This window comes from Paraliobacillus salinarum, assembly GCF_014083865.1.
Lineage (GTDB): Bacteria > Bacillota > Bacilli > Bacillales > Amphibacillaceae > Paraliobacillus > Paraliobacillus salinarum.
The window spans coordinates 90,023-104,003 of the sequence record NZ_JACEFA010000002.1; the positions used below are offsets into that span (position 1 = coordinate 90,023).

The following is a 13,981-nucleotide window of genomic DNA, read 5'->3' on the forward strand; positions in this document are numbered from 1 at the left end:
ATTTAATCCCCCCTCCTCACTTTAAATCCATTTTTGCGTTCGTGTTTAATTAATAACATGTAGTATAAAAAGAGAAATATAGTAAAAAAACCCAATCCGACAAATACCCATAATGTAATATTTGCCGTTTTGTTTATATGATAGCTTAAGAGTCGATGATCTGTTTGGAATAATTTAAGATGAGCGATCGATGATTCAATTTCACCATCTGCAGATTTAATAACGACATGATCTGTTTTTGTTTGTTGATCCAATGCTTTTAAATCGATCCATGTAATATTAGGAATTTCCTCTAATAATTCAAGCATTGTTTCAAATCTTTCCACTCCTAAGTAAGGATGATAGAAGCCTGCGATCATGCCATCACGTAACACCATTTGACGTTTAATTGCTTTATCCATCTTCTCCAATGCATATGAAGAATTTTCGATATAACCAATTGTCTCTGGTAACAACGTCATTCCATGAAGGAAGCTTGGCTTTGTTTCATATGGAGCTTCCATCATGATCTGCCAATTTTGATCGCTTAATTGTAATTGCCCAACATATGTCGAAAAAAATGTAGAAGTAATCTGATAACCGTTTTGTGACATCGTATAATGTGGTGCTTCAAAAGCGAGTGGATAAAGTCCATAATTAGCTAGTTCATGAATGCCTTTCGTTAATTTATTCTCTATATAATTAGACTCTATTTGCTTCTTTTCAGAAAGATAAGATTGATAATCCGCTTCACTCGAAAAATCTGCTCGCGTTTGCTTCACTGGCTGCTCATTTGCTCGATGATAAATCGGCATATTATGCTCCACATCCCAGAATTCAAACCCCTCACCTGTTTCACTATCTCTAAACTGATGTGTATAACCGTGCATGACAATACTTCCGCCATTATTTTGGACGAATTTTAATGTTTCAAGCAAATCCTCTGAATCAGATAGATAGTGTTTTTCTTTTGTTTTTGGATGAATATATACAGGAATAACAGCGACCATATATGGGATGCCACGTTCTTTCAATAATTCAGCGATCGCCATTAGCTTATCTGCTTCTACCAGTGGATGAACATCTTCTAAGCGAATATAACCTTGATAAGCATGAGCGTGGGCAACGGAGAACACCTCATGTAGCACCTCTGCAATAAATGTAGAGAGCGGCATCGCCAAGGAGGTTGTTGCTAAATAAAAGTGGTTATCCTTCTGAATAAAAAGTGGATAATCGTTGTTTACATCATCCTTGCCTACCAATAATGCTTTTACCTGTTCATTTGTTTCAATAGTAATAATCTCTTCTATATTAAGACTAAATACATTCGCTTCATCATTGGTCAAAAACACTTGATTAACTTTCCCTTTACTTTTTTGTTTGATAAAAGAAAAATGTTCACCTAACTTTTCTACATTTTCTCCTATGGCTAAAATTACCCCAGTAAATGTTGACAACTGTTGTTTCAACTTATCTGGTATCGCAGCTTCTCTATCACCATAATAAATAACATGTGTACGTTGCTTAAAATCATCAGTAGTAACCTCTGTGACATCTCTGAATAGTATCTCAGTCGAAAAATGACTAACTAACAAATCTACTTTGCGCTGATTAACGAACCCTTGTTCATCATCGAATTGTCCAATAACAAGTATTCTCGGCGTTGATTGAGATTGTTCTCCATGGGTAAATATAAAGGTATTGCTAAAAATGATACTGCTTATAACCACAACAAAAATGCCCTTAGCCCAAAACTTATTCATCTTTATCCCCCAAACAAACATTAATCCAACCGCTTCAATCGTAAAATAGAAAACAGAATGAGGCCAAGAAGCAGAATAGCACCAATGATCAAGCCAAGCTTGAATGTTGTTGTCTTCATTTTACTTTTCTCTTGATTCGTTGAAGCTGCTAATGTTTTATTCATTTGATTTACATCAATCTCTCCTTTACTAGATGTAATATGAAATAAATCGGTAGTTACTTCATGCTTCTCTCTCTTCAAGTCAATCCAATTTTCCTTTTCAATTCCATCCAGTTCTCTGATTAATTCATATAGTAAATCGTCACCCATAAACGGATGATAAAATACGCCCAGAACACCATCTCGTACCATCTGGATATGATCTATCCTTTCTTTAATCACTTCAATCGATTGAGCAGGATCATCATAAGTAATATAACCAGCAGTCTCAGGAATCAATAGCATTCCTTGTAACAGATTGGGTTTAGTAATGTATGGCGGGGCACTCATTTTCCTCCAATTTCTATCTGTTAACTGTACTTGACCAACGATTGTAGAAAAATGCTTCGATAAAATTTCGTATCCTTCAGCTGACATCGCATAATGAGGTACTTCAAAAGCTAATGGATATAATCCGTTATCAACTAGATCTTGTACCCCCTGTTCAATTTTTTCTGTCATATAATCTTTTTCATTTATTTGTGTAATGGGCCGATTATCTTTTTTATTCCAAAATTCAAATCCTGATCCTGTTTGACCTTGTTCGCTTTGATCCGTATAGCCGTGTAATACAATGGACCCTCCCTGCGATTGCATTTCCTGCAATGCATTTACCAGTTCTGGACTCTCCCAAAGAGAAAATGTATCCCTTGTTTTCGGGTTGGTATAGACAGGAGTAACAGATACCATATAAGGAATATCTGCTTTGGCAAGAATAGTTGCAACAGCTTTGAGCCTTGTCGGATCACTTCTCGGATGAATATCTTCAATTCGAATATATGCTTTTTGATTAGAGTGCTGATGTGTCTCAAACAAATCATGAAGGAAGTCTGCAAACAAATAACTCGCCGGAGAGAATAAATTTGTGGTTGCATAATAATAGTTGTTTTTTTCTTTTACTAATAATGGGGCAGTTTGTTGATCAAGATTTGCACTTAATATAATCTTGCTTTTATCCAATTCTTCTGTTTTATATAAAATCACAGGCAAATCTTCAACCTTTACTTTCTCAGCCTGTGTAGGATTCGATTGGATGAAGGAAGCATAGACAACTTGTTTATCCGTTGAATAGGAAAATCGTCCGTCGAAGTTTTCTACATTATGCCCGATAACAACAAATGGACCTTGAAACGATTCAAGTAAATCTATTGTTTTTTTAGGAACTGTTTTTTTTGTTATCCCGTAATAAAATGCATGTGTCGTATCGTTTAAATCTTCACGTTTAAGTTGATCACTTTCGATCCAAGTAATCTCAGAAGTAAAGTGCGCTAACAACAAATCCAACAGGTTTTTTTCTATATCTATTACTTCTCTATCAGCGGAATAGACAACCAAAATATTTGTCTCCGTTGTATCTTGAGCTACAACTGATATTTCTTCTATTGAAAAAAATATAAACACGAATAAAAATATTGCAGCGATTCTATTTCGTTTCATTCGACTAGCCTCCTTCTATTTCATAATCTATTAGCGCTTGTTACTATGCCTATGTCGACATAGGCAAAAAAATACCTGTTCATAGATTGGAATCGATACACTTAATCGAATTAATAATTAAAATATTCAGAATAACTTGACAATAAGTATCAATCCCGATATGATTAGTAGAAATTAAATACAATCTTATTAAGAGTGGTGGAGGAAACTGGTCCTACGATCCCACGGCAACCATTTGTATATACAAATAAGGTGCTACATCCAGCAGCTAATCAGCTGAAAGATAAGAAGAAAATTTTCCTGTTTTGAATATAATCAAAAGAAACCTTCTTCTTATTATTAGTGAATAAGAAGAAGGTTTCTTTTGTTTAAAATGAATGATTACATTTAAAGGGGTGGCAACATGACAGAATATGGTGTTTGGATGATTGGTTTTGCACTTATTTACACATTGTTATTAATTGTTACTGGTAATATCGCTCGAGTAAAAGCATCGAATGGAAATAACTTTTTTGTAGGCGGTCGTAATTTTAGGTGGTGGACAGTTGCTTTTTGTATTACCGGCCTATTCTCTGGATCAACTTATATTTCCATTGTGGAATTGTCTTATCTAACAGGGGTTTCTGCAATTTGGTATGGTATCGCTGAAACAGTCCAAGTATTAATTATTGCGCTATTAATGATTAAATCTTTTCGTAAACGGATGATGATTACGATATCCGGGTTAATTGGCGATCAATTTGGTCGAACGGCAAAGGCGATTGCTGGACTTATTACAGCTTTTGCTTTTCCAATGTGGTCAGTCGCAACAGCGATTGCTTTCGCATCTGCATTAAATGTATTTACAGGTATTTCACTAAGTTTCTCGGTTGCCTTTACCGCTATATTATTGTTTGTCTATTTACAAGCAGGTGGCATGTGGTCTGTTGCTTTCACACAAACGATGAATAGTATTGTATTTTTAATCATGTTAATTGTCGGGCTCATTGCATTTTTTATCAATCCAGGAGTGGAAGGATTAAAGCAACTCGCTCTCACTAGTCCAGCGATGTTTGATTTTAATGCAGTCGGTACACAAGTAATCGTAGCTTGGTTTGGTACTTTCATCGTTAATGTGATTCTGGCACAAGCTGCTTTTCAAATGGCTCTATCGTGTCGAACCCCTGAGGAAGGACAAAAAGGATTAATTGGTGCTGTCTTTTTAGGAATTCCTTTCATATTATGCGGTATACTTTTTGGATTAGCTGCAGCGGTTGTTGTTCCAGGAGAGTCACTCGGATTAGTAGCACTACCTAACTATTTAATGGAAGTATTGCCCGCCCCGCTTGTCGGTTTATTTTTCTTAGGAATTTGGGCGTGTGCACTTAGCTGGGGCGCACCTTGTCAATTTTCTGGAGCTACGAGTTTAGGGAAAGATGTCGGTAGTGCCATTTTTCCAAAAGCGAGCAATGAGCAGTTAGTTCGTTATACAAAGATTTCGTTATTATTACTTACTGGTTTAATGATCGTCTTTGGCTTACTCCGGACAGAGCAATCTGCCTGGTGGAATGTACTAGCATGGACAACGAGAAATGCGGCGACATTTGCTCCGGTTGTTGCTGCATTGTTCTGGCCAGTTGTCACGAAACACGCTGTAGTTAGCTCTTTACTCACCGGATTTTTTACCGGATTGGTTTGGTATCACTTAGGAGGATGGCAACCAACCATTTTTTATTTAGATATTCATCCTGTATGGGTTGGGATGTCTACTAATGTTTTAACAATTATTCTCGTTACTCTTGTGACAAACTATCGACATATCCATGTTTCGATAAAAAATCATGCAATAAAAGATTATTTTGTTGTTTTCTCTAGCCTTGTTCTTGCTACTTGTACCATTCTCTTTTTTAAAGATTTACATGCAGTCGGTTTACTTGGTTTGTTCGGTTTTTCAACGATCGTGACCTTCTTTTTATCTGCTATTTTATTTGTACGAGAAAAAGTCGAGCAAAGGGATCAGACATCTTCCTTAACCGCGTCAGCTGAGCAGTTTTAATAAAAAAAAAGATCAAATCCAGCGCTCTAAGAGTTCACTAGATTTGATCTTTTTATTATGACTGATTTCTAAGGATTAAACGTGGTGATGTATTGATCAATAAAACAAGTAAAATAGAACAAAATACAAAAGCTCCTAGCATTGTCACACCGTTTGTTAAGAATGAAAATAGTACCACATTCATGTCTTCAGGAGCGTATTCTCCCCAGAAAATGAATCCAGCAACAAAGTGCCAGAAATAACGAGCTAAGCTTCCAACAAATGCAGCGATCACAATCCAAACGGCTGCTTTCTTTCTATTAGAAGCACGTAAATTCTCTTGAATAACTGGATAAAACAAACCCGCGAAACCTATAAATGCAAAGGCAATAAAATATTCAATGAAGCCTTGAATAGGAGTTAGAATATACGCATCACCTAACACGATTTGCAATATTCCCCACAGAAAACCAGCCAATAGACTTACTCTAAACCCCCATCGAAATGCTAGTATAAATATTGGAATCATAGCAAATGAAATAGAAATAGATGGTGATAATTTAATGGATGGTATGAGATCAAACAGAAATGCTAATGCTCCAAAGATAGATATTTCGATTAAAGCTAATAACTCTAATTTTCTCACAAAAAAGTCCCCCTTGTTATTGTTTAAAAAACCTCAAGGGAGAACTAATATATACACGGATCACTGCATATACGACATTCCACATTCCTGCGCTAGTACTAACTAACAGGTTCAAAGGGTCAGAACAATGTTCACTCTCAGCATATAGCTCCCCTTGTGGTTTCTTATTTAATTTAATAATAATTGTAACACAATTCGGAAAATAGTAAAGTCTTCATTGCTTTTATTCATGATCATGTATAAAATGGTCTAATCGTTCTATCGGTAACGGCTTTGAATACAAATAGCCTTGACCATATTTACAGCTTAAATTAGCTAATATTCTTGCTTGATAAGCTGTTTCTATTCCTTCCGCGACCACTTCTACATCTAAATTCAGTCCGATATCAATAATAGACTTGATAATAGATATGTTTTCTTTCTTTTCCAACTCTGCAACAAAGGATTGATCGATTTTAATCGTATCTAACGGTAAAGATTGTAGGATATTTAGTGAAGAATATCCGATACCAAAGTCATCAATCGCAATTCGGACCCCAATGGCATGCAATTCTTTTAACGTATCAATCGTTTGACCAATGTTACCCATTTTAGTTTCTGCAATCTCTAACTCTAAATACTTTGGTTCTAACTCTGTAAGCTCTAAAATTTGTTTAATTCTCGTTCCAAAGCATTTTTGCTCTAACTGTTTTGCGGAAATATTCACAGCTATTGTAAAATCATCATACCCTGCATCTACTAATTGTTTCATTTGCTTACTAGCGCGTGTAATGACCCATTCATCAATAGCAAATATAGTTCCAGTTTCCTCCGCTATCGAAATAAACTCACGAGGTGAAATCATACCTAGACGTGGATGATCCCAACGAATAAACGTCTCAAAACCAATGACACGCTCTGTCTCCAAGTTAACTTTAGGTTGAAAATGGAGAGAGAATTGTTCTAGTTCTATTGCTTGTTTTAACTCCACCTCTATGTTTCTTTTTCTTAAAATATTTTGATATATTTGTTGATTAAAATAGCAAAATTGCGCTTTTCCTTTTTCTTTCGCTAAATACATCGCAGCATCAGCGTGATGAAGTAATGTTTCCTGCTTCATCCCATCATCAGGATACACACTAATCCCAATACTTGGTGAAATAGTAATCGTATGATTATCAATCAAAAATGGATTAGCAAATAAATTCAATACCGTTTTTGCATACAATGTACCAAACACTCTTTTTACATTTGGAACAATAATGACAAATTCATCTCCACCAATTCGATAGACCGTACCGACTGGTTCAAAAGCATTTTTCAAACGACTTGCTGCCGCAGATAGAAGCTTATCACCTACATGATGTCCCATTGTGTCATTCACATTTTTAAATTGATCCAAATCCATCAAAAACATGAGAAATGGTTGTGATTTTCTCTTAGACTCTTCCATAACTGTTTCTAAATCTTTTGTGAATTTTGTGCGATTTTTCACTCCTGTTAATGTATCGTGAAAAGCTAGATAACTATATTCCTTCATTAACTTTCTATTGCGTTGCATAACGTACCACTGCCTGCTAATGATCATAACTAACATTAAAACCATACCGATCATTAACGCATTAATTTTCCAATTATAGCTTTCAAGAACCGTTAATAATAGTACAAAAATAATAATATATGGTAGTTTAGATTCCTTACTTTCTACGTATTTAACCATTTTCCATTCTGAAACTTCCGTATGTCTTTTAACTAACTTAGCTGAGAAGAGAATGAATAACAACCCTAAAGTCCAAACAAAGTCTGCAGTTACCACACCAATATTATTCACGTAAAAATAATAATATAGAATAACCCCTATCATATGAAAGAACATGCCTAGCACTACAAACAAGACTGGGTCTTTTTCAGAGCTTCTTCTAGAAATATAAAATAACAACATACTTGCGAACAAAATGCTCAATGTACAAATTTGAAAGGCTAAAATTAACAAGGTCATTGGTTTAGAATAATTAACTAAAGTCATTGTGGGCTGAAAAAAGTAATGGATGTGTATCGCTATAATAAATGTCATAAACACACTAATCGTAAAAGAAAATGATTGTACCGATTCTTTGATTTCAATCGTCTTGATTTTATATATTAAAGCGATTAAAAAGAATATATAAGATATAACCAATGTTGGCAGTGACGCTAATGGAAATGTAATTGCTTGATGAAACAGAAACATATACAACCATATGAAACTAGTTATGCTATAAAAAAATAAACCAATCGCAATGATTAACCAAAAACGATGTTTCTTATCCTTAGTAATTGAGCTAGCTTGATATGCCCACCGTAATCCAATCAAACTAGATATGGAAGAAATGGAAATATTCCCGAGCGAATGAAGCCCTTCCCTATTATTAATAAATAATAGAATGACAAAATAAATTGTCGCCAAGCTAATTATTGATGTAATTATTTTTGGTTTGGTAAATAACATCTACATCACGACCTTTTATATACTTAATAACAAAAAAGGTTATTCCCATAAGAAATAACCCTCAAACTAGTTATATCTCATTGGTAGCTCAGCCGCCATTCATATTCAGGCCTGAAGCTTTGCGTCCTTATTTTTCAATAAGTTTGCCTTTATCAGTAAGATAGTATTAATCTACATCTATCATTATAGTTCTATTTCATCACAAAATCCAACAATAATTGTTACTTTTTCACTATTTTTTTCAAAAAGCGGGACATTGGGGTCAGTCCCCAATGTCCCATACTGATAATAATCAGGTTACTGGGGAATGATCTCCAACAGTCTGATTATCGTTTTTTCTCTGTTTCGGCAATAATAACAGCACAAGCTGCATCGCCAGTTATGTTAACAGCTGTTCTTGTCATATCTAAAATTCGATCTATCCCTATAATTAATGCAATCCCTTCAACCGGTAAGGAGACTTGATTTAATACCATCGCTAGCATTACTAGCCCCACTCCAGGTACTCCAGCCGTACCAACACTAGCAAGTACAGCAGTCAGAACTACCATAGCCAATTGAGACAAGGATAAGTCTGTTTGATAGACTTGAGCAATAAATATCGTTGCCACTCCTTGCATAATTGCTGTTCCATCCATATTAATGGTTGCACCTAATGGTTGAACAAAGCTACTAATCGATTTTGGTACGTTTAATTCCTCCTGCGCAACCTTCATTGAAACCGGCAAAGTTGAACTACTACTTGACGTACTAAATCCAACCGTCATAGCTGGGATAAAGGCTTTGAAAAAATGAATCGGATTGCGTTTTGCAATGAGTGCTACAGCCGATCCGTAGGTGAAAATAGCATGAATGAATAGCACAGAAAAAACGGTAATCATATATAGTAGCATTGCTTTTGCTCCGCTTATACCTAATGAGCCCATTGCAGAAGCCAATAAACCAAACGCGCCATATGGAGCAAACTTCATAACAATATTTACCAAAAACATCATAATCTCGTTGCCTTGCTCAAGCAAACGATAAACGGCTTCTGTTTTTTTTCCTAACATCGCTAATGCAAAACCAATAAACACCGCGAAAGTGATAATTTGCAACATATTTCCTTCTACCATTGCTTGAATAGGGTTAGTAGGAATAATACCAGTAAAAGTATCTATTACTGAAGGTGCTTCTGCCGTTTCATAGGAAGCTTCTGCTGTTTCAATTCCTACACTACCCGGCTGAAGAATCATTGCCATTCCCATCGCAATCGTAATAGCAATTGTCGTTGTAGCAAGGAAAAACAAAAGAGCTTTTCCACCTATACGACCTAATTTCTTCGGATCTCCAATCGCAGCAGTTCCTAATGTAATTGAAATAAATACAATAGGTACCACGAGCATTTTAATTAGATTTAAAAAGATCGTACCTAATGGCGTGAAAAAGTACTTATCTATTGGTTCAAATATATCCGGCGCAAAAAAATGCAATGCTAGACCGATCACCGCACCTAGAATGAGCCCTATTACTATTTTTAAAGTTAGTTTCATTTTGGTTCCTCCCTGCATAGCCTACACTGATGTCTGTATCTGTTTGATAGTTGAGTTATTCTCGAAAGTTAAGAAAAGGATAAAAGGAAAGGTTAATTCATAGAGTAGAATAGAATGTTTGAGATAAAATAGTAGCATAATTCATAACAACACCTTTTTAATTAAAATACAAAACACACCAGTTTGTCAATAAAAAAGGAAAATGGGACATTGGGGTCAGTCCCCTTTGTCCCATTTTGGTATGCCTGGTTGTTGGTCTTTTGTCCATAAGCTGGTTGCTGGTATTTTCTGATAATCCACTCGGTCTTTATATCGTTTGGCTACTTCAGTCACTTCTTGCAATAAACCTTCATTTAATGTAATAGGTTGTAGACCTTTGGATAAGAACAAATCATTTCTTACTTGTAACTCATTCTCTTTCGCCTCTTTACGCGGATTGGAAACATAAGCTATTTCTCCATCAGTCAATTTACTAATAAGTTTTGCTAAGTCAGCCACTCTATGTGTTTCTGTCATTTGATTAAAAATAAGTACACGATCATTATTCGCTGGCGGATTCTCTACAGCTAGTTCAATACAACGAACACTATCTTGAATATGAATAAATGCGCGTGTTTGCCCACCTGTACCATGAACAGTAATAGGATAACCAACAGCAGCTTGCATTAAAAATCGATTTAAAACTGTACCATAATCCCCATCATAATCAAATCTATTAATAAGGCGATCATCTAAATTCGTTTCTTTTGTGTTCGTACCCCAAACGATTCCTTGATGTAGATCCGTTATCCTAACATTATCATTTTTATTATAATATTGGAAAAGTAACTGATCTTGAGATTTAGTCATGTGATAAATCGAACCCGGATTGGTCGGATACAGTATTTGCTGTTCCACACGTTCTCCATCTTCTTTTTTTACTTCAATATCTAAGTACCCTTCTGGAATCTTCAATCCTGCTGTTCCATATCCATAAACACCCATTGTTCCTAAATGTACTAAATGAATGTCCAGGGTTGATTCAACGATTGCGCATAGCACATTATGTGTAGCATTCATGTTGTTATTAACCGTATACCGTTTGTGCTTAGATGATTTCATTGAATAAGGTGCTGCTCTTTGCTCAGCAAAATGAATAATGACATCTGGCATTTCCGTTTGGATCATGTCCAACAATCGATCATATTCATTCGCAATATCGAAATTATAAAAATTAATTGTCTTGCCGCTAATCTCTTTCCATGCGTTTAATCTTGTATGCATCGGTTGAATTGGTGTTAACGATTCTGCCTCTAATTCATTATCAATATTCCTTCTGGACAGATTATCAATGATAGTAACATCATGCCCCTTTTGGGATAAATGCAGGCTAGTAGGCCAGCCACAAAAACCATCACCACCTAAAACGATGATTTTTTTCTTTGATTTAGAATTCGCTTGATCTAGACCCAATATATACCACCCTTTGCTAGATTTTTGAACACGCCTCAGAAAATTTCTACCCAAAGTATAACCGCTATAAATAAATATTTAAAGGAAAATGGGACAAAGGGGTCAGACCCCATTGTCCCATTTATTGTTGCAGGTAGTGATAAGCTGCGCCAATTAAGTTTGCGTCTGAAAAGAAGTGACATCTATCTACTTCAGGATTAATCGTAGCTATATCTATCTTTTCTAACACAAGTGCTAGCTTCTCATTGATCGCCTGCAAGATATCTTCTCTATTACTTATTCCGCCGCCAATTAATATCAACTCTGGATCATATGCATACTGAATATTATACAAACCTATGGCAAGCATATGGTAAAATTCATCTATTGCTTGAATACACGCTTGATCCCCTTCTGAAGCAAGCTCAAACACCTTTTCACCAGTCAACGTTGATACATCAACCTTTTTATAGGAAGCTGCGCGTCTAATAATAGAAGATGTAGAGGCCAATTCGCTAAATGTATTCTGTCCTTCTCCTAAATTCGCAGGATTCAAAACCATATAGCCAAATTCTCCACCATGCAAGTGAACACCTTTATGTATTCCGCCATTTTTGATCAAAGCTCCGCCTACTCCGGTTCCAATGACCACAACAGCGATGTCATTCTTCCCTTCCGCTGCGCCTTTCCAAATTTCTGCAAGGGCAGAACAATTAGCATCATTTTCGATTTCAACACGTAGACCCGTTTTCTTTTCGAGTAGCTCGATTATATTCGGCCCATGAATATACGGAATGGCGCTTGCCCCTTCAATCACACCAGTTTCAGTTACCGCACCTGGCGCACTAATAGCAATTCCCTCAATCATATATTCTGAAAAATATTGAACCTTGTCATGAATATGAGAAATTAGATCTTCTAAACTAGTTGGGGTTTTCGTTTTACCCTTTTCAAGTAATTGACCATGTTGATCAACAATCCCAAACTTAATGTCCGTTCCACCTAAATCAACAGCAAGAATAACCGACATACTTCATCACAACCTTCTATTAGATTATAATGGGACATCGGGGACTGACCCCAATGTCCCAAACTACAACAGCCCGACTGCACCGATCAAAATCCGTTATGTTTTGCGACTTCTTTAAACCAGAGTCCGCTCTTCTTCAAATGGCGTTCCTGGGTATTGATGTCTACACGATAAAAGCCATATCTGTTTTTATATGCATTTAACCATGACCAGTTATCCATAAACGTCCACACTTGAAAACCAAAACAATTCGATCCTTCTTGAATCCCTTTATGCAGCCATTTCAAATGCTCTTGATAAAATTCAATACGATAGTCATCTTGAATCATTCCAGAATCATCCATAAAACGCTCTTCATCAGAGACACCCATCCCATTTTCAGCTACATACCATGGAATATTGTTATAATTATCTTTTATATTAATCGCAATGTCATACAAACCCTTTTCATAAATCTCCCAACCGCGGTGTGGGTTCATTCGACGTTCAGGCCAAATATACGGATCACCAAAATGACTAGGTAGTATACCCTGACTGTCATCAATCGGACTTTCTTTCTTTTTGACTCTTCGCGGTTGATAATAATTCACACCTAGAAAATCAACAACATTTGATTTAATAAGCTCACGATCTCCTTCAACCGTTTCTGGCATTAGATCATGCTCTTTTATCAATTCGATGAGTTCAGAAGGATATTCACCTAAAACGGATGGATCTAGGAAACTTCTATTAAAAAATAAATCTGCAATTCTAGCAGCCTTGACATCTTCCTCATCTTCACTACGAGGATAAGAAGGTGTAAGATTTAAAATTATCCCTACCTCTCCATCCTGCTTTGTTTTTCTATATTCTTCGATTGCCATCGCACTGGCTAACATCGTGTGATAGGCTACGGTTACTGCCCGTTTCATATCGACTACACATGGATAATGAAAATCATTTAAGTATCCCATTTCTACAGGTACAATCGGCTCGTTAAAGGTTGTCCAAAGCTTTACCTTATCACCAAATAATTGGAAAGCTGTTTTAGCGTAATGAGCAAATGATTCAACTACTTTACGATTTTCCCATCCACCAATTTCCTGAAAATGAAATGGCATATCAAAGTGATATAAATTAATGATTGGTTTGACACCGTTATCAATAAGTTCATCAATTACATTTTGATAAAAATCAACAGCCTCCTGATTCACATTCACACCATCCGGTAACAAACGAGACCATGAAATAGACGTTCGGAAGGAATTCATATTGATATCTTTCATCCGCTTAATATCGTCTTTATACTGATGATAAAAATCAGACGTTTCAGCTGGGCCAACACCTTGATAAAAACGTTCAGGTGCTATTTCATACCAATGATCCCAAATGTTTTTAGCCTTGCCACCTTCACTTGCAGCACCCTCCGTTTGAGTACCAGAAGCCGCAGCCCCCCATAAAAATCCCTCAGGAAAAACATACTTACTCAACCCTAACACCATC

Annotated in this window: 9 protein-coding genes and 3 riboswitches; of the genes, 1 reads left to right on the top strand and 8 read right to left on the bottom strand. The window is 36.1% G+C overall.

Features of this window, described 5'->3' with window-relative positions:
- Positions 1-2 precede the first annotated feature (2 nt).
- Together HP569_RS03265 and HP569_RS03270 are read right to left on the bottom strand one after the other, a co-directional pair.
- The gene (locus tag HP569_RS03265; RefSeq protein ID WP_182199717.1) at positions 3-1,742 is read right to left on the bottom strand and encodes a polysaccharide deacetylase family protein; all 1,740 of its coding nucleotides are present in this window, start codon (positions 1,740-1,742) and stop codon (positions 3-5) included.
- 20 nt (positions 1,743-1,762) lie between these two features.
- Positions 1,763-3,379 (bottom strand): DUF2334 domain-containing protein, encoded by a 1,617-nt coding sequence (locus tag HP569_RS03270; protein WP_182199718.1) that lies wholly within the window; start codon positions 3,377-3,379, stop codon positions 1,763-1,765.
- Between the two features lie 183 nt (positions 3,380-3,562).
- Positions 3,563-3,669: riboswitch (SAM riboswitch) on the top strand.
- A 113-nt stretch (positions 3,670-3,782) separates the two neighbouring features.
- Here HP569_RS03270 and HP569_RS03275 point away from each other — a divergent pair.
- On the top strand, positions 3,783-5,414 hold the full coding sequence (locus tag HP569_RS03275; RefSeq protein ID WP_182199719.1) for a sodium:solute symporter family protein: 1,632 nt from the start codon (positions 3,783-3,785) through the stop codon (positions 5,412-5,414).
- A 55-nt stretch (positions 5,415-5,469) separates the two neighbouring features.
- On the opposite strand, the gene thiT is transcribed toward HP569_RS03275, so the two are convergent.
- From thiT to HP569_RS03305, 6 genes are all read right to left on the bottom strand, one after another.
- Positions 5,470-6,039: an energy-coupled thiamine transporter ThiT gene (gene thiT, locus HP569_RS03280; RefSeq protein WP_182199720.1), complete on the bottom strand. Its 570-nt coding sequence runs from the start codon at positions 6,037-6,039 to the stop codon at positions 5,470-5,472.
- A 67-nt stretch (positions 6,040-6,106) separates the two neighbouring features.
- Positions 6,107-6,204, bottom strand: a riboswitch (TPP riboswitch).
- Positions 6,205-6,262: 58 nt separating this feature from the next.
- The gene (locus HP569_RS03285; RefSeq protein ID WP_182199721.1) at positions 6,263-8,506 is read right to left on the bottom strand and encodes a putative bifunctional diguanylate cyclase/phosphodiesterase; all 2,244 of its coding nucleotides are present in this window, start codon (positions 8,504-8,506) and stop codon (positions 6,263-6,265) included.
- A 79-nt stretch (positions 8,507-8,585) separates the two neighbouring features.
- Positions 8,586-8,664: riboswitch (cyclic di-GMP riboswitch) on the bottom strand.
- 168 nt (positions 8,665-8,832) lie between these two features.
- Positions 8,833-10,038, bottom strand: coding sequence for a dicarboxylate/amino acid:cation symporter (locus HP569_RS03290; RefSeq protein WP_182199722.1), 1,206 nt, complete (start codon positions 10,036-10,038; stop codon positions 8,833-8,835).
- A 216-nt stretch (positions 10,039-10,254) separates the two neighbouring features.
- Entirely contained in the window at positions 10,255-11,490 is a 1,236-nt protein-coding gene (locus HP569_RS03295; RefSeq protein ID WP_182199723.1) for an NAD-dependent epimerase/dehydratase family protein, read from the bottom strand.
- A 121-nt stretch (positions 11,491-11,611) separates the two neighbouring features.
- Positions 11,612-12,499 (bottom strand): ROK family protein, encoded by an 888-nt coding sequence (locus tag HP569_RS03300; RefSeq protein WP_182199724.1) that lies wholly within the window; start codon positions 12,497-12,499, stop codon positions 11,612-11,614.
- A gap of 86 nt (positions 12,500-12,585) precedes the next feature.
- On the bottom strand, positions 12,586-13,980 hold the full coding sequence (locus HP569_RS03305; RefSeq protein WP_182199725.1) for a glycoside hydrolase family 1 protein: 1,395 nt from the start codon (positions 13,978-13,980) through the stop codon (positions 12,586-12,588).
- Position 13,981: the final 1 nt, after the last annotated feature.

Excerpts from the sequence above, each read along its gene's own strand:
- HP569_RS03270 (WP_182199718.1), bottom strand. The coding sequence starts at position 3,379 with ATGAAACGAAATAGAATCGCTGCAATATTTTTATTCGTGTTTATATTT.
- HP569_RS03290 (WP_182199722.1), bottom strand. The coding sequence starts at position 10,038 with ATGAAACTAACTTTAAAAATAGTAATAGGGCTCATTCTAGGTGCGGTG.
- HP569_RS03305 (WP_182199725.1), bottom strand. The coding sequence starts at position 13,980 with ATGGTGTTAGGGTTGAGTAAGTATGTTTTTCCTGAGGGATTTTTATGG.
- HP569_RS03300 (WP_182199724.1), bottom strand. The coding sequence starts at position 12,499 with ATGTCGGTTATTCTTGCTGTTGATTTAGGTGGAACGGACATTAAGTTT.
- HP569_RS03285 (WP_182199721.1), bottom strand. The coding sequence starts at position 8,506 with ATGTTATTTACCAAACCAAAAATAATTACATCAATAATTAGCTTGGCG.
- HP569_RS03275 (WP_182199719.1), top strand. The coding sequence starts at position 3,783 with ATGACAGAATATGGTGTTTGGATGATTGGTTTTGCACTTATTTACACA.
- HP569_RS03265 (WP_182199717.1), bottom strand. The coding sequence starts at position 1,742 with ATGAATAAGTTTTGGGCTAAGGGCATTTTTGTTGTGGTTATAAGCAGT.